The sequence below is a fragment of the Sphingobium sp. B11D3A genome (genome assembly GCF_025961695.1).
Taxonomy (GTDB): domain Bacteria; phylum Pseudomonadota; class Alphaproteobacteria; order Sphingomonadales; family Sphingomonadaceae; genus Sphingobium.
Genome location: NZ_JAOQOE010000001.1, coordinates 1,943,450 through 1,961,257 on the forward strand (window position 1 = coordinate 1,943,450; position 17,808 = coordinate 1,961,257).

The following is a 17,808-nucleotide window of genomic DNA, read 5'->3' on the forward strand; positions in this document are numbered from 1 at the left end:
CGCTCGACACGAACGGGGTCTTGGTCGTCATCACGCTGACATCTCCGAACAGAACGCGCGAGCGCGAACCCGAGGCCGGAATAACCCGATCACGCCCACCCTCCCGTTCGTGTCGAGCGAAGTCGAGACACACCCAGCACGGCCCCTTCCCGCGCTCCTGCGAAGGCAGGAGCCCAGGGCGGTAAGGGCAGTCGGTTCCGCCCTAGGCTCCTGCCTTCGCAGGAGCACGGGGGCGGCAGAGGCCTGCGACCCATTCAGAAGAGCAGCACGCCCCGTCATCCCAGTGCCTCCAACCGGGCCCGCGCCACCGTCGCGAACCGCTCGCGCTCGGCCTCCTCGGCCATGTCGTCGAACAGCCCGGCGATGAAGGCTTCGAGCAGCAGCGCCTTGGCGCTCGCCGGATCGATCCCGCGCGAGGCCATGTAGAACAAGGCAGCGGCATCGAGCTGGCCAATGCTGGCGCCATGGGCGCACTTCACGTCATCGGCGAAGATCTCCAGCTCCGGCTTGGCATTGGCCGTTGCGGTACGGCCGAGCAGCATCGCCTTGAAGCTCTGCGCGGCATCGGTCTTCTGCGCATCACGCGCGACACGGATCTGCCCGAGATAATTGGTCGTCGCCTTGCCCGACGCGATCGCCCGCACGGTCTGTGCACTGGTCGCTTCCGGCTCGGCATGGTTGAGCGTCGTCACCAGTTCGATGGTCTGCGCGGCGCCGCCGATCAACGCCGCCTTCAGCTCGAAATGCGCATGGCGGGCGAGCGTTACGTCGAAGGTGACCCGCCCCAGCGTGCCGCCGCTGTTCAGCAGATGGACGTTGAGCGTCCCGCCCGCGCCGATCTCGACCAGATGATCGCGCACGATGCTCTCGCCGTCCGCGCCATCCTGCAGCAGCGCCAGCGTGCGCACCTCACCGGGAGCGACGACGATCCGCTCGGGAGCGCCCACGGGCCAGACCTGCGCCGCGGCATCGAGGTCGCTATAGCGCCAGGCCTCGTCGCGGCGCGTGGGGAGCGTTGCCGATGCCATCATGCGCCGCCTCCCGCACGCTCGGTCGACAGATACGCGCGAATGCGCGCGACCAACGAGGGCCGGGCCTTGTCCACACAGGCGCGCACCTCGTCCTGCGACGCCTTGCCCTTGCGCACGCATTGCGTGGTGGCCTTGCACAGCGCCGCATCGAGCTTGCGCACGCCAGTCGATTCACTCAATCCACAGTGATATTTGCCCGCTGCGTCACGCGTGACGCCCACCTGGACGCCGCGCAGGCGCTGCGCGATGACGGTGATGTCCTCGTCGGTCGCGCCCTCATTCGGCACCGGCGGCGCAGCGACGGCGCTCTGGGCAAGCACCAAGGCGGCAATCAGACTCATGCCGCGACCACCTCGGCATAGCCGTCCTTCTCCAGCGCCAGCGCCAGTTCCGGTCCACCCGATTTCACGATGCGGCCGGCCGCGAGCACGTGCACGAAGTCCGGCTGCACATAATCGAGCAGGCGCTGATAATGGGTGATGAGCAGCACGGCTTTGTCCGGCGCGCGCATGATCGCGTTGATGCCGGCGCCCACGGTCTTGAGCGCATCGATATCGAGGCCGGAATCGGTCTCGTCGAGGATGGCCAGCTTCGGGTCCAATATGCCCATATGGACCATCTCGGCGCGCTTCTTTTCGCCGCCGGAAAAGCCCACATTCACCGGGCGCTTGAGCATCTCCATGTCCATGCCGAGCAGCGCCGCCTTCTCGCGCGCCAGCCGCAGGAAATCGGCGGCGGAGAGCGGCTCTTCCCCGCGGACGCGGCGCTGGCTGTTCAGCGCCTCGCGCAGGAACTGGACATTGGAGACGCCGGGGATCTCGACCGGATATTGGAAGCCGAGGAACAAGCCGGCTGCGGCGCGCTCATGCGGTTCCATGTCGAGCAGATCGGCACCGTTGAACGAGACGCTGCCCTGCGTGGCTTCATAACCGGGCCGACCGCCAAGCGTATAGGCCAGCGTGGACTTGCCCGCGCCGTTCGGCCCCATGATCGCGTGGATTTCCCCCGCATTGATCGAGAGGCTGAGGCCCTTGAGGATGGCCTTGCCGTCGATTTCGGTGTGGAGATTGTCGATGGTCAGCATCAGCGCGCGCCTTCCTGCTCGTGCTGGCGGATGAGCGTGCGGGCCGTCCAGAAGGCCATGTCACGCACATCGCCGGGAGCAGGGAACAGCGTGTCGATGTGCCGCTTGATCGGCATATAGGGCCACCAGTCGGCGCCAGGCTCCGGTGCGCCCTTCTCCAGCAAGCCCACGACGAACTCGCTCACCGGCCCCATGCGCGCGAGATTGGGCGCCTTGGCCTTGTGGAACGCCTTGTCCGTGCGCAGCCGCTCGGTGAACGTCGCATCGCCCTTGGCCAGCGCCTCGCGGCACTGCGCCTGATAAGCATCGAGATCGCCGAAATCCTTGACGGCACGCGGCTGAAGCTCGCCCTCTTCCAGTTCGTAATCCTCGGTCAGGATGCGGATCGCCGCCGTCCATGACTGGCCGTTGCCGACATCTTCCGCGAAATCGGCGAGGGCATCCTGGATATCGTCTTCGTCGCTCAAAAGTCTCGTTCCTGTAAAAGCCCGCTCAGGGAGAGGGTGTTTAATGTTTATCGCCCCGGACGTGATCCGGGGTCCAGCTGCCGTTCGGCGCCGCGTCGTAAGAAGCGGGATGCCGGAGCAGGTCCGGCATGACGTGGGAGGACAAGGCAGAGGTCACCCCACCGAACCTTCCAGCGAAATCCCCAGCAGCTTCTGTGCTTCCACCGCGAATTCCATCGGCAATTGCTGGAGCACATCCTTCGCGAAGCCGTTGACGATCAGGCTGACCGCCGCTTCCTGATCCAGTCCGCGCTGCAGGGCGTAGAAGAGCTGATCGTCGCTGATCTTGCTGGTCGTCGCCTCATGCTCGACGATGGCGCTCGGGTTCTTCACCTCGATATAGGGCACGGTGTGGGCGCCGCACTGGTCACCCAGCAGCAGCGAATCGCACTGGGTGAAGTTGCGCGCGCCTTCGGCATTGGCGCTCATCCGCACAAGGCCACGATAGGTGCCATTGGATTTGCCCGCGCTGATGCCTTTGGAGACGATCGTCGAACGGGTGTTCCTGCCGTTGTGGATCATCTTGGTGCCGGTATCGGCCTGCTGGCGATTGTTGGTCACAGCCACCGAGTAGAACTCGCCGACGCTGTTCTCGCCGTTCAGCACGCAGCTGGGATATTTCCACGTGATCGCGCTGCCGGTTTCCACCTGAGTCCAGCTCACCTTGCTATTGCGCCCCTGGCAGAGCGCGCGCTTGGTGACGAAATTGTAGATGCCGCCCTTGCCCTCAGCATCGCCGGGATACCAGTTCTGCACCGTGGAATATTTGATCTCGGCATCGTCGAGCGCGACCAGCTCGACCACGGCAGCGTGGAGCTGATTCTCGTCGCGCTGCGGGGCGGTGCACCCTTCCAGATAGGAGACGTAGCTGCCCTTGTCCGCGACGATCAGCGTGCGCTCGAACTGGCCGGTATTCTCGGCATTGATGCGGAAATAGGTGGAGAGCTCCATCGGGCAGCGCACGCCCTCGGGAATGTAGACGAAGGTGCCATCCGAGAAGACCGCGCAGTTCAACGTGGCGAAGTAATTGTCATGCATCGGCACGACCTTGCCCAGCCACTTCTTCACCAGCTCGGGGAACTCGCGGATCGCCTCGCTGATCGAGCGGAAGATGACGCCGGCTTCCTCCAGTTCCTTGCGGAAGGTGGTCGCAACGGAAACGCTGTCGAACACGGCATCCACAGCGACCCGGCGCGCGCCCGCGACATTGGCGAGCACCTTCTGCTCCTCGATGGGGATGCCGAGCTTCTCGTAAGTCCGGCGGATTTCCGGATCGAGCTCGTCCAGGCTGCCCAGCTCGACCTTCTTCTTGGGCGCCGCATAATAATAGGCGTCCTGATAATCGATCGGCGGCACGTTGAGCTTCGCCCAGTCCGGCGAGTCCATCGTCAGCCAGTGGCGATAGGCCTTGAGGCGCCACTCCAACATCCATTCCGGCTCGTTCTTCTTGGCCGAGATGAAGCGGACGGTGTCCTCGCTCAGGCCCTTGGGCGCGAACTCCTGCTCGATGTCCGAACTGAAGCCCCACTCATAGTCGCTCACCTTCTTGGCGGCGGCGAGCGCATCTTCATTCTTGGGACGGGTATCGACCGGGGCAGTCATTGCACGGACTCCATGGCGGTTGCGCTTGCAGGGCCAGTCAGGCCCGGGGGCGAGAAAGCCGCAACCGGCAGCGTTTCAGGGGAAGCGATGAGATGAGCCAGCGTCACATGCGCCAGCGCATCGCGGACCAGCGCGTTGACGCCGATCCAGTGCGGGCGGATGTCACAGGGCTGCGAGAGGGCGCAGCATTCCGCCCCGTGCGGCTCGAGGCAGCCAGTGAGCGCGATCGGGCCATCGACCGCCTCGATGATGTCGGCCAGCGTGATCGCCGCCGCCGGGCGCGCCAGCTTGATGCCTCCGCCGCTGCCGCGCGTGGCCTTGATCAGCCCGGCCCGGCCGAGCAGGCTCGCAAGCTTCTGCCCCGTCGGCACCGGAATGCCGGCCTTGGCCGAGAGGCTCGCCGCATTCGCCCGCGCGCCACCGCACTGCGAGGCGGCGGTCCGCATCATCAGCACGGCATAATCGGCAAGGCTCGACAGGCGCATGTTTGCAAACGACTCTCAAATCGGAGTAAATCGGTCTGATTGCGCAAATGGGCCGACGCTCGGCGGAAATCAAGCCCGAAAGCAGAGCAATTCGCAGCGCGGGCGCTTCTGTTGCCTTACGCCATCAGGGGCGGGCAGGCGACAGCGGCTGGCGAGTCAGCTGATCTGGCTCAACCTGGCGATCCCGTCCTTCAGCTCAGCGCGCTTCATCGAGAGGCGAATCACGATGCTGGCCCGCTCGCGCAGCTCGGTGGGCGTGAGGCCCGTGAAATGCTTGATCTCGCGGATGAAATGCGACTGGTCATAGAACGCATCGCCGCTCACTTCCGCCCATTCCAGATCTTCGCGCGCCAGAACCTGGGCACAGCGCAGCGCCCGATACTTTCGCGCCAGATATTTGGGCGGCGCGCCGTACAGGCGGTTGCACCAGCGCGCGAGCTGGCGCGCGGAAAGGCCCGTCGTCTCCTGCAGCACCTCGACCCGGGGCGACTGCTCGTCTGCCAGCCAGCGGTCCACAACCTCGATGAATCTGCGCTCTGCATCCGGGACGGGATGAAGGTGATCGCGGATGAAAGCCCAGAAGATATCTTCCGCGTTGCCAGGATCATCGATCCTCCGCAGCGCTGACAGCATATCGGTCCAGCCAGGGCCGAACCGCGCAGCGAGATCGACCACATCATCGGATGCCGCATCCGCATCGCCGGCCCGCAGCGCCGCCCAGCCCAGCGGCAGAACGGAAACGCCAAACACCTGTAGCGGCCCATGCACATCGAAATGCGTTGCCGCGCTGGTCGCGCCGAGCAGGCAGCATTCAGGGGTCTCCGCCCGGTGCCCGTCCACGAACCGATAGGCACCCGAACCAGCGAGCATGAAGCGAATTTGCGCGAAGTCCGCACGGGTATGGTCCGCCACGCGCGGCTGGTCCGCCGTGAACAGATACATCGCGCCAAAATAGTGGGCCAGATCGACAGGCGGAACGAAGTAGCTGAGCGCTACCATGTCCGCAGTATCGGCAACGGAGAATCTGTGACGCACGCGCGACCCTGACCACTCTCCAGGGAAAGACGAGCCGAAATGTTCGATCGGAAGGACTGGCAGTTCGGCAGGGCCAAGGCCACGCCATCGCGTGCTCCACCCTGACCGACCTTTCGCACAAATCGCTGATGCGGCAAATAAAAAAGCGGCCCGGCAGGCAATATCACCCGCCAGACCGCTAAAGTTCAAGGTCTCTGAGCCAAATGACAAAGAGCCCTTCGGGTCGCAGTCTCGCCGTAACGCGATTCGTTCATCTTGGATTGGACGGAATCGTCATGATAATGCGAATCGCAGCCCGGTGGGGTTCCACGCCACGGCTCCGTCGCGCTGCCCTTTGACCGCTTGACTGAGCGCTGGCATAGCGCGCGGCATGTACCAGAAGCTCCGCCCTCTCCTGTTCGCGCTCGATGCGGAGCGCGCCCATGGCCTCGCCCTTGCCGCGCTGCGCCTGCCGCTCCCCCCTGCGCCGAAGCCGGACCCAATTCTGGCCCAACGCCTGTTCGGACTGGACTTCGCCAGTCCGGTTGGCCTCGCTGCCGGGTTCGACAAGAATGGCGACGTGATTGACCGGGTCGGCGCGCTGGGCTTCGGCTTTGGAGAACTGGGGACGCTGACCCCACGCCCACAGGTCGGCAATCCACGCCCGCGCATTTTCCGGCTGGTCGAGGATGGCGGCATCATCAACCGGCTGGGGTTCAACAATGGCGGGCAACCGGCGGCCTGCGCCCGGCTCGGTCGACGCGGCAAGCCACGGGGGCTGATCATCGGCATCAACATCGGCGCCAACAAGGATACCGAGGACCGCATTGCCGATTATGAGGAAGGCGTGCGGGCCATGAGCCCCCATTGCCATTACCTCACCGTCAATGTGTCCTCGCCCAACACGCCGGGCCTGCGCGCCCTGCAGGACAGGGGCGCGCTCGACGCCCTGCTCGGCCGCGTGATGGCCGCGCGTGCAGAGGACGGACCGCCGATGCTCCTCAAGATCGCACCCGATCTCGAGCCGGCGGACATCGACGACATCGCGGAACTGGCTTTGCAGCACCGCATCGACGGACTGATCGTAACGAACACCACGATCAGCCGCCCGGCCTCCCTCCGCTCCGCCAATGCCGGGGAATCGGGTGGCCTGTCCGGCGCACCGCTGCATGATATGGCCCTTGGCCGCCTGCGCGATTTCCGCCAGCGCCTGGGCGACCGGCTGCCGTTGATCGGCGCCGGTGGCATCCGTACCGCCGAGCAGGCCTATGCCCGCATCCGCGCCGGCGCGAGCCTCATCCAGCTCTATTCGGCGATGGTCTATGAGGGGCCGTATCTGCCCGCGCGCATCAATGCCGGGCTCGCCGATCTCTTGCGCCGGGATGGGTTCACGTCGATCAGCCAGGCCGTCGGGGTCGACACGCGCTGAGGAATTGGCGGCCTCAACGGATCGACATTGCCTTTGCGCTGTTTTTGCGATGAGGTCGCGCCAGACGAACTGAACGGAATTCGCCCATCATGGATGCCAGCCCGCCACCCCGCAAGATCGAGGATCACGCCTTTCTCGCGCTGGTCATCCTCATCACGGTCGCCTTCGCGTTCATTCTGGAGCCTTATTTCCAGGCGATCCTGTGGGGCGTGATCATCGCTATCCTGTTCCAGCCGGTGCATCGCGAGATTCGCGACATCATGCCGCGCTGGCCCAGCGCCGCTGCCGGCCTCACATTGCTGCTCATTATCGCGCTGGTGATCGTGCCCGCGCTGCTGCTCACCATCGCGCTGATTCAGGAAGCGAGCGTTTTCTACGCGCGCATCCAGTCCGGCGAGATCAACTTCGCGCAATTGTTCGATGATCTGCGCGCCAGCATGCCCGCTTGGTCCGAAAGCTGGCTCCAGCGTTACGGGCTCGACAATTTCAATGCCGCGCAAGAGCGGCTGCGCGAAGCGGCGGCAGACAGCTTCCAGTTCGTGGCAGCGCAGGCCGTCAACATCGGCCAGAGTGCGTTCAGCCTGTTCATCGCGTTCACCGTCATGCTCTATCTCACTTATTTCCTGCTGCGCGATGGCGAGACTCTGATGGAGAGCGTGATCAAGCGGACGCCGCTGCGCGATGGCCCGCGCCGGGAATTGCTCCGCCAGTTCGTACTGGTGATCCGCGCGACCGTGAAAGGCAGCATTATCGTCGCCATCGTGCAGGGCTTCATCGGCGGGGTCGTGTTCTGGCTGCTGGGCGTCGAAGGCGCCTTGCTGTGGGGCGTGATGATGGGCTTCTTCTCGCTGTTGCCCGCCGTGGGCACCGGCATCGTCTGGGTGCCGGTCGCGGTCTACCTGCTGGTCAGCGGCGCGCTGGCCCAAGCGCTCATCCTCATCTTCTGCGGCATCTTCGTGATCGGGATGGTGGATAATCTGCTGCGGCCGATCCTCGTCGGGCGGGATACCAGGATGCCGGACTATCTGGTGCTCATCACCACGCTGGGCGGGCTGCAACTGTTCGGCTTCAGCGGGCTGGTGATCGGTCCGGTCATCGCTGCCCTGTTCATCGCCACCTGGAACATCGTGGCCGGGATGCGCGGGCAGGATGAGGCCGCGCTCCCCATCACGGAGCCAGACGACCTGCCGGATGCCGCTTCCGTCCCGGTCGGCGAGGTGGAAGCGCGCTTGCGCACGGATACGGCAGGCACGCAGAAGCCGGCTTCGTCGCCACAAGGCGGTTGACGCTGTCCCGGATCAGGGCTAATGGCCCGGCCTTCGCGCGCCTGCGGCTTCCGCCTGGCGAGTCGGGCCGCGCGCCCAAAAACAGTTTCGAGTTCGAGGAATTTCATGGCCAATACGCCGCAGGCAAAGAAGCGCATTCGTCGCAACGCACGTCGCGCCGAGATCAACGGTAGCCGCATGAGCCGCATCCGCACCCTCGTGAAGAAGGTGGAAGCAGCGGTCGCAGCGGGTGACAAGTCGGCGGCGCAGGCAGCCCTTTCCGCCGCACAGCCCGAGCTGTCGCGTGGCGTGGCCCGTGGCGTGCTCCACAAGAACACCGCCTCGCGCAAGTTCAGCCGCCTGACCAAGAGCGTGGCCGGCCTGGCCTGAGCGCTCTCGCGGATTTCGAGACAAGAACGGCGTCGGACTTTCCGGCGCCTTTTTTGTTGTCCGGACGAGCGGCTGGCCCCGCCCGTCCCTCATGATCAGCCGCGGTTCTCGCGCGCCCGTCAGTCCTGCCCGGCGATCTTGATCTTCTTCCCAAGCAGCGTGCGCACATAGATGCGCTGGACCATCACGAAGACCACCACCGTCAGCGGCGCAGCCAGCAGCATGCCCATGAAGCCGAACAGAAGCCCGGCCGCCACTACCGCGAAGAGCAGCACGGCGGGCGGCACGTCCACGGCCTGTTTCTGAATCATCGGCTGCAGGAAATTGCCCTGCAATTGCTGGATGATGAGGAACACCAGAGTCGTCCACAGGGCAGTCATCGGCGACACGGTGAAGGCGAGCAACACGGCCGGCACGCCCGCGATGATCGGGCCGATCATCGGGATCACATCCAGCAGACCCGCAATGATGCCAAGGCCGCCTGCTGCGGGCACGCCCAGCGCCGCAAGCCCGGCCCAGGTCAACGCCGCCACGACCACCGACGAGACGGCCTGTCCCATCATCCAGCCCCGCAAGCCGCGCACCGCATCATCGAGTGCCTCCCCCAGCGGCCCTTCGGCTCGCCAGGGCATCAGCAAGATGAGACCGCGCCGATAGACGGCGGGATCGCTGGCGATGAAAATGGCGCCAACGAACAGCAGCACCAGATTGGCGATGCCATTGCCCGCCGTGAGCGCATAACCGCCGGCCTGAGAGAGAAGATTGGAGAGGTCGCCCTGCCCCTGCTCGATCAGGTCGCGGGTGGCGTCGCCGAGGCCAAACCGCTCCAGCAGCGCCTGCACCTGATCGATGGCGGGCGGAATGCTGTCCCGGATGGTGTCGAATTCGCCCACGATCTGCGTGCCGAACAGCGTGAAAGCGCCGGTGATGACCGCGAGCAGCGTCACCACCGCGAGTGCCAGTCCCAGTCCGCGCGGCAGCTTTGGGATGCGGCAGATGACGCGGGTTATGGCATCGAGAATGGCCGCCAACACCAAAGCCGCGAAGACCAGCAGCAGCAGGCCGGACATTTTGACGAACAGCCACGCAGTGCCCACGACCGCCAGAATGATCACGGTCGCCATGGCCATCCGCGCGCCCGGACCTTGCCGTTCGCGCGGTGCCTGATCCGCCTCGCGCTGCTGAACTGTCATGACATCCCCCTTATCGTTCGCCGCCAGCTTAGTGCCTCGCGGTGTCTGCGCAATGTGCCGTTGGGCTCCGCTCACCAGCCGAAGCGCGATGCCCCGCTTGCCAAAGGGCCAGCCGAAACGGTCTGCAGGCGTCGGTAACGCGCTTCTATCAGGCTGAACATGCCAAAGCCGAGCAAGCCGATGGCAATCAGGATGTCCCACGGATTAGTCAGCCAGGCGAGCGCGTCCGACATGCCCCCGGCCTCGCTCGCCTGAGAATCCAGCCCCGCAGAGACCAGAAAGCCGCCGGTGATCAGGAAGATCGCCCCACGCGCCGCATAGCCCAGTCGACCGGTCCATTGTGCCCAGGCCTTGCGCGCGATCTGCGGTTCCAGATGCTTCAAGTAGCTGCACTTGGCGGCCTTGAAGAGCTGATACAGCCCCGTACAGATCAGGATCAGGCCGCCGATGATGAGCAGGATAAAGCCACCGGGCAGTTGGAGGGCGCTCTGTGCGCCTTCCTCCGTCCCGCCGCCCGAGCCACCGGAGGTGCCCTGCATCAACCGGATCGCCTGCCACGCCAGAAACAGGTGGATCAGGCCGCTCGCCGCCGCGCCCACGCGGCTGATCTTGCCCTTGGTATCGTCATCATGCTGCTCGATGTTGAAGGCGGCATCCGACAGCCGCCAGAGCCCATAGCCGATCAATCCCGCCGCCATCAGGCCGAGGAGTATCATGCCGCCACCATCGCCGAGATATTCAAGCGCGCCCGACGGGTCCTCGGCCCGCCCGGCCCGCAACACGAGAAAGGCAATGACGATGTATAGCGCGCCACGGGTCGCGAAGCCGGCGCGCGCGAGCATCGTCAGTCTGGCTCCGGTATCCATGTGCGCATCTCCCTGTTCACCGACGCTAACGATCAGGGCGCAGCGACGTTCCGCGCCGATGCGTCGATCGGATCAGGTCCGCTCGATCGGGAAAGGTCGCTCATGAGGGAGGCCTTGGACCATGCAACGGTCAGGCGGTGGTGGTACGTTTGTCCATGGGTGACACGTCGACCGAATTGAAGGTCTTCTGGGAATGGCCGCCGACGAACACGCCGTCGATGGGCGAGATGTCCGAATAATCCCGGCCCATGCCGACAACGAGATGATCGCCATTGGCGAGCACGCCGTTGGTGGGATCGATCCCCACCCAGCCGCGCAGCGGGCCACACCACAAGGCCACCCAGGCGTGCATCGCATCCGCGCCGACCAGTCGCGCCTGCCCCGGCGGCGGATCGGTGCGCAGATAGCCGCTCACATAGCCCGCGGGCAAACCGGCGGCGCGCAGGGCGACGATGAGGATGTGCGCGAAATCCTGGCAGACGCCGCGCCGGATCGAGAAGGCCTCGGCCACCGGCGTATCGGCCTCGGTCGCCTTGGTGTCGTAATGGAAACTCGCCTGAATGTGCCGGGCCAGCGCCAGTGCCGCGCTCAGGCAGTCCGCATCGGGCGCCAGGTGCGGCCGCGCCCAGGCGGCGATCTGCGGCACGAGTGGTAGCAAGCGGGATGGGAAGATATAGGTCACGGGGGACATCGGCCCGACATCCATGACGGCTAGCGCCGCCTGCGCCACCTTCGTCACGCTCATCTGGGCGCCAAGCAGATCCAGCTCGGCCTCGCTCACATCGGCAATGAAGGTGGAGCGCACTTCCAGCGAGGCCACCGGCTTGAGCATCTCGATGCGGGTGAGGTTGAACGGATAGGCACCGACGCGCTCCTGGCGCACGTCGGGCACAGGATCGACGATGAGGCGATAGTCCCGCACCTGCTGACCCGGCCATGCGATGGGCGCGAGCCGCAAATTGAAATGCGCCAGCCGCACGGGCGGATCATAATCGACGCGGATGATGTGGCTGACCCGATATCTCATCGCCTGTTATACATCCGCCTCATCTATGCCAGCCGCGTCATGCCGGAGGCGCGCGGCGCATCCTCGCCCTTGAGGAAGAAGCGATCATCGATCCGGTCGGAGAGATCGAGCAGCGCCGTCTCGATGACCTCCAGATCGCGCGCCGTGAGCATCTCGGCCGAGGCGGCATGCAGACGGGCAGAGAGCGCCAGGGCGAGTTGCACCGGCGGCTCGGGCATCCCGTCGTCGCGCAGCGTCGGCAGGGCGCGGAGATGATCGAGAATCGCATCGACCTGAAAAGCCAGCGACCGCGGATTGCCCGGCTCCAGCAGCAGCATGTCGCGCACCGGCGCCAGCGCCAGACCGGAGAGGTAGCGGGTCCGATAGCTGATCTGGCAATCGCACAGATCCAGAAACAGATTGAGATCGTGCCCATTGGCATCGTCTCCGGCAAAGGTGCGCGCCAGCCGGCACAGATGGATCGCGCGTTCGAGCCGCCGGCCCAGCTCCAGGAAACGCCAGCCCGCACCGCGCACCATATTCTCGGCAGACAGGCCGGAGAGCGCCGCGCAACGATCCAGCAGCCGCGCGACATGCGCCATGAGCTGCGACTCGCGCGCTTCGCTCACCCGGTCGATCTGGCGGCTGAGCAGGCGCCAGAAGTCCACCGCCAGCCGCTCGCGAAGGCCGCGACCGATCGCTTCGGCCGCCTCGAACAGGGATTGGACGCTACCCGGCATCTCCGGATCGCTGAGTGCATGGACGCAAAGCTTGCCGGTGCCTTCACCCAGCTTGTCCTTGCGGGCGCTGCCCCAGGCAACCAGCGTATCGGCCACGCGGCCGAGCGTCGGGCGGTCGAGCGCGGAGGCTGCCTCGCCTTCGATACTGCCGCCGATCAGCACGCGGATCATCCGCAGCACCATTTCGCCACGCTCCAGATAGCGCGCGAGCCAGAAGAAATTATCCGCAGCCTTGCTGGGCAGCGTGCCCGCGACCCGGCGAATGGCGACTGGCGCACCGCTGTCGAGCGTGACCACTGCCGTCTGCGGTTCATCAGCGACAATACAGACGTCGGCGGACATGTCGCCCTGCCCCATCAGCACCGCCCGCATGTCATCATGCGCTGCGAGCCGCGCAAACCCGCCCGGCATCGCCCGCCACTGGCCATGCGCGTCGCGGGCGAGGAAGGCGCGCAGGATGAACGGGCGGGGCAGCAGCACGCCATCGACCAGCGCCGGCGTGGTGGACAATTGCACCAGCTCCTGCCCGATATAATCCATCGGGCGCTGCTCCAGCTCGGCGAGGAACGCGGCATTCTCGGCAGGGCTGAGGCGCGAGGCCAGGCGCGCGCGGCCATGGGGGATCGCCGGCACCGGCAAGCCGAAGGCAGAGCCGATGGCCAACCGGTCCGCCTGCTCGCGGACATGGGCGCGCTCCTTCGCCTGCCCGCACCACCATGTCGCGACATTGGGAATGCGCAGAGGCTCGCCGAGCAACTTGCGGCAGAGGCGCGGCAGGAAGGCGGCGAGCGCCGGCGTCTCCAGTACCCCGGCGCCGGGCCAGTTGGCGATGACGAGGCCGCCGTGGCGCATCGCCTCGAAAATATCTGGCACGCCGATGGTCGAGCGCGAATCGAATGCCAGCGGGTCGAGCAGGTCCGTGCCCATCCGCCGCCACAGCCCATCGACCCGCTTCACGCCCTCGACGGTGCGGACGTAAAGCTGCCCGTCGCGCACGGTGAGATCCTGCCCCTCGACCAGCAGGATGCCGAGATAGCGCGCGAGGTGCGCCTGCTCGGCATAGCTCTGATTGTAGCGCCCCTGCGTCAGCAGCGCGATGCGCGGATCGGGCCGGGCACAGATGGCGGCGAGGCCTTGCCGGAAATCGGAGAAGAAGGGTGCCAGCCGCACGAAATTGACGATGCCGAGCGCATCGTCCGTCGCGCGCGTCATCGCGAGGCGGTTTTCCAGCGCATAGCCGGCGCCGACGGGCGTGCGCACATAATCCGCCAGCACCCGCCATTCGCCATCCGGCCCGCGCGCCAGATCGACCGCGTAGAATTGCAGCCGGTGGCCGCGCGGCGGCGGCAGGCCGCGCATCTGCCGCCAATAATCCGGCGCCCCGGCCACGATCGCCGCCGGCAGTTCGCCGCTGGCGACAAGGCTGCACGCGCCATAGAGGTCATCGAGCACATGCTCGAGCAGATCGGCCCGCTGCGCCAGACCCGCCTCGATGCCCTGCCACTGCGTCGCGTGGATCAGCATCGGCACGGGACTGAGCGGCCAGACGCGCTCCTCGACCTCACCGGTCAGGCGAAAGGCCATGCCGAGATCGACAACCTGCTGATCGGCCCGGGCCTGCAGACCGGCGAAGCCGCCCCGCGCGGCGCTGGCAATGGCACCGAACATCGCTTCCCAGCGATGCGCCATGGCAGGATCGCCCTGCGCCGCGAGCATGAGGTCACCGCGCCCGGCTTCCCGCGCATAGCGCGCGAGGGCCTGGCCGATGTCCTCTTCCCCGGCAGTCATGGCAAGCGACGCATTCAAAGGGTCGCGGGCCGTCGCAGATCGAGCGTCAATGGAAATTCCCCCGTTTTCTCATCCGGCGGCAGCGCCATGGAGCCCGGCGTATGGCCATGATCCTGGAACCGAGCCTTGCGCCGCGCCTCCGCCTCATAGGCATTCACCGGCACGTCGTCATAATTGCGTCCGCCCGGATGCGCCACATGATAGACGCAGCCGCCGAGCGACCGGCCGCTCCACGCGTCGAACACATCGAAGGTCAGCGGTGCGTTGACCGGCAGGCGGGGATGGAGACAGTCTGACGGCGCCCACGCCTTGTACCGCACGCCGGCCACCGCCTCGCCCGCCACGCCAGTGGCTGCCAATGGCACCCGACGCCCGTTGCAGGCGACGACATGCCGCCCCTCGACCAGCCCGGAGACGCGCACCTGAAGCCGCTCGGTTGAGCTGTCCACATAGCGCACGGTGCCGCCGATCGCGCCGGTTTCACCCAGCACATGCCAAGGCTCCAGCGCATGGGAAATCTCCAGTTCCAGCCCGCCGGCCCGTACCGCGCCATGGACAGGAAAGCGGAACTGCTTCTGCGCCTCGAACCAGTTGGGGTCGAAATCATAGCCCGCCCGGCGCAGATCGCCGAGCACGTCGAGAAAATCCTCCCAGACGAAATGGGACAGCATGAAGCGATCGTGCAGGCGCGTGCCCCAGCGCACGAGATTGCCCTCCTGCGGCGCGCGCCAAAACCAGGCGGTGAGCGCGCGCAGCAGCAATTGCTGGGCCAGGCTCATCCGCGCATCCGGCGGCATCTCGAAGCCTCGGAACTCGACCAGCCCCAGCCGCCCGGTCGGCCCATCGGGCGAGAACATCTTGTCGATGCAGATCTCGGTGCGGTGCGTGTTGCCGGTCACGTCAACCAGCAGGTTGCGGAACAGCCGGTCGACCAGCCAGGGGGGTGGCGTGGCGCCTTCCCCCGGCCCTGATTTAAAGGGATGGGGCACCTGCGCCAGCGCCACCTCCAGCTCGTACAGCCCGTCATGCCGCGCCTCGTCGATGCGGGGTGCCTGGCTGGTGGGGCCGATGAACAGGCCCGAGAAGAGATAGCTGAGCGAGGGATGGCGCTGCCAGTAGAGCACGAAGCTCTTGAGCAGGTCTGGCCGGCGGATGAACGGCGAATCGGTGAGGCTCGGCCCGCCGAGCACGAGATGATTGCCGCCGCCCGTGCCCACCGCGCGCCCATCGACCATGAACTTGTCGGCCGTGAGCTTGAGCGACCGCGCGACATCGTAGAGCGTTTCGGTCAGTTCGTCCGTCTCGCCCCATGTCGCGACCGGCTGCACATTGACCTCGATGACGCCCGGGTCGGGCGTGATCTTGAGCACCTGCAGGCGCGGGTCGGGCGGCGGGGCATAGCCCTCGATCCGCACTTCGACGCGCATGGCGCAGGCTGCGGCCTCCACCTGCGCGATCAGCTCTAGATAATCCTCCAACTCGCGCACCGGCGGCAGGAAGACGGAGAGATAATGCGCCTTGGGCTCGACGGTGATCGCGGTGCGCACCGCGCCCTCGATGATCTCCTGCTCCACCCGCTCCTGCGCTGCCGCGCCGCCGGCCTCCGCGCGGGAGGCAACCATCTGCTCGCGCACATCCGGCCGGCGCGCCCGCTCCGCGCGCTGGACATGATAATCCGCCAGCGGCTCGCGCGGTTCGCTCGTGTCGCGCGGGTGGATATAGGGGAAGTCGGCCGGCGGCACGAAGGGCAGCGAGCCCAGCGGCAAGCGATAGCCTAGCGAGCTGTCACCCGGCACGGCATGGAGCTTGCCTCGGCGCACCGCCCAGACCTCGCTCTGCCAGCGGGGCTTAGTCTGCGCGGCCTGCCAGCGCTGGATGGGCAAGGCATAGCCGACGGGCTCGACCAGCCCCATCGCAAACGCCTTCTTCATCCGCTCGCGCGCCTCGACATCGCTGAGCTTGTTATCGTCTGGCGTCACATTGACGGGCAAATCTTCCGCCTTGCGCGCCCACTCCTGCTCATCCTCATAGACCGGCGCGACATAATCGGGCTGAACCTCAAGGCCTGCGGCGATAGTCGCCAGAAAGCGCGCGGCAAGCGCCGGCGTCGCGAGCGGCTTGCCCTCGGCCTCTTCCCGCGCGATCAGCATCGGGTCGCGCCACACCGGCACGCCATCCTTGCGCCAGTAGACCGCATAGGCCCAGCGCGGCAGGCTCTCGCCCGGATACCATTTGCCCTGACCGTGGTGGAGCATCCCGCCGGGCGCGAATTTCTCCCGCAGCGCTCGCACGAGCTTGTCCGCATAGCCCTGCTTGGTCGGGCCGACGGCGCCGCCGTTCCACTCATCCTCCTGCCCGCCATTCTCGGCCACGAAGGTCGGTTCACCGCCGGTGGTCAGCCGCACATCCTGCGCGACGAGGTCGGCGTCGACCTGTTCGCCCAGCGCCTGCACGGCGGCCCAGCGCTCATCGGTGAACGGCTTGGTGATCCGCACCGCCTCGGCAATGCGCGAGACGCGCATCTCGAAGCGGAAGTCCACTTCCGCCGGCTCGGCCAGTCCCTCAATGGGCGAAGCCGAGCGATAATGGGGCGATGCACAGAGCGGGATATGCCCCTCGCCGGCGAACATGCCGGAAGTGGCATCCAGCGCGATCCAGCCAGCGCCCGGCACATAAACTTCCGCCCAGGCGTGGAGATCGACCACGTCGCGCGTCACGCCCTTGGGGCCTTCCACTGGCTCGACATCCGCAACGAGCTGGATCGAATAGCCCGAGACGAACCGCGCCGCGAAACCCAGCCGCCGCACCAGTTGCACCAGCAGCCAGGCGCTATCCCGGCAGGAACCGGTGCCGATCTGCAATGTCTCTTCCGGGGTCTGCACCCCGGTTTCCATGCGGATGACATAGCCGATACGCTGTTCGAGCTGGCGATTGATCTCCACCAGAAAATCGATGGTGCGGCCCTGATGGCCCGCATGCTGCGCCACCAGCGCCTCGAACAGAGGCCCCTGCGCCTCGACCTCGAAATAGGCAGCCAGATCCGTCTTCAGCGCCTCGTCATAGGCGAACGGATACTCCTCGGCATAAGGCTCGACGAAGAAATCGAACGGATTGATGACGTCGAGATCGGCGAGCAGATCCACTTCCACCACGAAACGGTCGACCGGATCGGGAAAGACCAGCCGCGCCTGCCAATTGCCGTGTGGGTCCTGCTGCCAGTTGATGAAATGGCCCTCGGGTTCGATCCGCAGGGCATAGTTCGGCACCTTGGTGCGGCTGTGCGGCGCGGGTCGAAGCCGGATGATCTGCGGCCCGAGACGGATCGGCCTGCTGTAGTGATAGGCCGTGCGATGATAGACTGCAGCTTTGAGCATCCGCGCAGTGAATGCGAATATTGTGCAATGCGCAA

The 17,808-nt window shown here is 66.0% G+C and carries 15 protein-coding genes; 3 read left to right on the plus strand and 12 right to left on the minus strand.

The window, feature by feature from the left end; genetic code table 11:
• Positions 1-275: 275 nt before the first annotated feature.
• The 7 genes from M2332_RS09210 to M2332_RS09240 form a co-directional block, all read right to left on the minus strand.
• On the minus strand, positions 276-1,028 hold the full coding sequence (locus M2332_RS09210) for a SufD family Fe-S cluster assembly protein (protein ID WP_264574938.1): 753 nt from the start codon (positions 1,026-1,028) through the stop codon (positions 276-278).
• Positions 1,028-1,372 carry a hypothetical protein gene (locus M2332_RS09215; RefSeq protein WP_264573821.1) on the minus strand — a complete coding sequence of 115 codons (345 nt, stop codon included), beginning with the start codon at positions 1,370-1,372 and terminating at the stop codon, positions 1,028-1,030. The genes M2332_RS09210 and M2332_RS09215 overlap by 1 nt, the downstream gene beginning before the upstream one ends.
• Positions 1,369-2,115: a Fe-S cluster assembly ATPase SufC gene (gene sufC / locus M2332_RS09220; protein ID WP_264571817.1), complete on the minus strand. Its 747-nt coding sequence runs from the start codon at positions 2,113-2,115 to the stop codon at positions 1,369-1,371. The genes M2332_RS09215 and sufC overlap by 4 nt, the downstream gene beginning before the upstream one ends.
• Positions 2,115-2,582, minus strand: coding sequence for a hypothetical protein (locus M2332_RS09225; protein WP_181558410.1), 468 nt, complete (start codon positions 2,580-2,582; stop codon positions 2,115-2,117). The genes sufC and M2332_RS09225 overlap by 1 nt, the downstream gene beginning before the upstream one ends.
• A 153-nt stretch (positions 2,583-2,735) precedes the next feature.
• Positions 2,736-4,223, minus strand: coding sequence for a Fe-S cluster assembly protein SufB (sufB, locus tag M2332_RS09230; protein ID WP_264573822.1), 1,488 nt, complete (start codon positions 4,221-4,223; stop codon positions 2,736-2,738).
• Entirely contained in the window at positions 4,220-4,708 is a 489-nt protein-coding gene (locus tag M2332_RS09235) for an RrF2 family transcriptional regulator (protein WP_264573823.1), read from the minus strand. Before M2332_RS09235 ends, sufB begins: the two co-directional genes overlap by 4 nt.
• A 156-nt stretch (positions 4,709-4,864) precedes the next feature.
• Positions 4,865-5,743, minus strand: a complete 879-nt coding sequence (locus M2332_RS09240; protein WP_264573824.1) for an AraC family transcriptional regulator — start codon at positions 5,741-5,743, stop codon at positions 4,865-4,867.
• Positions 5,744-6,113: 370 nt separating this feature from the next.
• Here M2332_RS09240 and M2332_RS09245 point away from each other — a divergent pair, with 370 nt between their 5' ends.
• The 3 genes from M2332_RS09245 (at position 6,114) to rpsT (ending at position 8,806) form a co-directional block, all read left to right on the plus strand.
• The gene (locus M2332_RS09245) at positions 6,114-7,151 is read left to right on the plus strand and encodes a quinone-dependent dihydroorotate dehydrogenase (protein WP_264573825.1); all 1,038 of its coding nucleotides are present in this window, start codon (positions 6,114-6,116) and stop codon (positions 7,149-7,151) included.
• Positions 7,152-7,240: 89 nt separating this feature from the next.
• Positions 7,241-8,437: an AI-2E family transporter gene (locus M2332_RS09250; RefSeq protein WP_264573826.1), complete on the plus strand. Its 1,197-nt coding sequence runs from the start codon at positions 7,241-7,243 to the stop codon at positions 8,435-8,437.
• A gap of 105 nt (positions 8,438-8,542) precedes the next feature.
• On the plus strand, positions 8,543-8,806 hold the full coding sequence (gene rpsT / locus M2332_RS09255) for a 30S ribosomal protein S20 (protein WP_181558404.1): 264 nt from the start codon (positions 8,543-8,545) through the stop codon (positions 8,804-8,806).
• A 119-nt stretch (positions 8,807-8,925) separates the two neighbouring features.
• Here rpsT and M2332_RS09260 read toward each other — a convergent pair whose 3' ends face one another.
• From M2332_RS09260 to M2332_RS09280, 5 genes are all read right to left on the minus strand, one after another.
• Positions 8,926-9,999 carry an AI-2E family transporter gene (locus M2332_RS09260; RefSeq protein WP_264573827.1) on the minus strand — a complete coding sequence of 358 codons (1,074 nt, stop codon included), beginning with the start codon at positions 9,997-9,999 and terminating at the stop codon, positions 8,926-8,928.
• 71 nt (positions 10,000-10,070) lie between these two features.
• Complete coding sequence (locus M2332_RS09265) at positions 10,071-10,865, minus strand: DUF1206 domain-containing protein (protein ID WP_264573828.1); 795 nt, start codon at positions 10,863-10,865, stop codon at positions 10,071-10,073.
• 130 nt (positions 10,866-10,995) lie between these two features.
• A complete protein-coding gene (locus M2332_RS09270; protein ID WP_264573829.1) occupies positions 10,996-11,892 on the minus strand; it encodes a transglutaminase family protein in 897 nt (298 codons plus the stop codon).
• A 23-nt stretch (positions 11,893-11,915) separates the two neighbouring features.
• Entirely contained in the window at positions 11,916-14,399 is a 2,484-nt protein-coding gene (locus M2332_RS09275; protein ID WP_264573830.1) for a circularly permuted type 2 ATP-grasp protein, read from the minus strand.
• 14 nt (positions 14,400-14,413) lie between these two features.
• Positions 14,414-17,773: a DUF2126 domain-containing protein gene (locus M2332_RS09280; protein ID WP_264573831.1), complete on the minus strand. Its 3,360-nt coding sequence runs from the start codon at positions 17,771-17,773 to the stop codon at positions 14,414-14,416.
• Between the last annotated feature and the right edge of the window lie 35 nt (positions 17,774-17,808).

Excerpts from the sequence above, each read along its gene's own strand:
- M2332_RS09210 (WP_264574938.1), bottom strand. The coding sequence starts at position 1,028 with ATGGCATCGGCAACGCTCCCCACGCGCCGCGACGAGGCCTGGCGCTAT.
- M2332_RS09215 (WP_264573821.1), bottom strand. The coding sequence starts at position 1,372 with ATGAGTCTGATTGCCGCCTTGGTGCTTGCCCAGAGCGCCGTCGCTGCG.
- sufC (WP_264571817.1), bottom strand. The coding sequence starts at position 2,115 with ATGCTGACCATCGACAATCTCCACACCGAAATCGACGGCAAGGCCATC.
- sufB (WP_264573822.1), bottom strand. The coding sequence starts at position 4,223 with ATGACTGCCCCGGTCGATACCCGTCCCAAGAATGAAGATGCGCTCGCC.
- M2332_RS09235 (WP_264573823.1), bottom strand. The coding sequence starts at position 4,708 with ATGCGCCTGTCGAGCCTTGCCGATTATGCCGTGCTGATGATGCGGACC.
- M2332_RS09245 (WP_264573825.1), top strand. The coding sequence starts at position 6,114 with ATGTACCAGAAGCTCCGCCCTCTCCTGTTCGCGCTCGATGCGGAGCGC.
- M2332_RS09250 (WP_264573826.1), top strand. The coding sequence starts at position 7,241 with ATGGATGCCAGCCCGCCACCCCGCAAGATCGAGGATCACGCCTTTCTC.
- rpsT (WP_181558404.1), top strand. The coding sequence starts at position 8,543 with ATGGCCAATACGCCGCAGGCAAAGAAGCGCATTCGTCGCAACGCACGT.
- M2332_RS09260 (WP_264573827.1), bottom strand. The coding sequence starts at position 9,999 with ATGACAGTTCAGCAGCGCGAGGCGGATCAGGCACCGCGCGAACGGCAA.
- M2332_RS09265 (WP_264573828.1), bottom strand. The coding sequence starts at position 10,865 with ATGGATACCGGAGCCAGACTGACGATGCTCGCGCGCGCCGGCTTCGCG.
- M2332_RS09270 (WP_264573829.1), bottom strand. The coding sequence starts at position 11,892 with ATGAGATATCGGGTCAGCCACATCATCCGCGTCGATTATGATCCGCCC.
- M2332_RS09275 (WP_264573830.1), bottom strand. The coding sequence starts at position 14,399 with ATGACTGCCGGGGAAGAGGACATCGGCCAGGCCCTCGCGCGCTATGCG.
- M2332_RS09280 (WP_264573831.1), bottom strand. The coding sequence starts at position 17,773 with ATGCTCAAAGCTGCAGTCTATCATCGCACGGCCTATCACTACAGCAGG.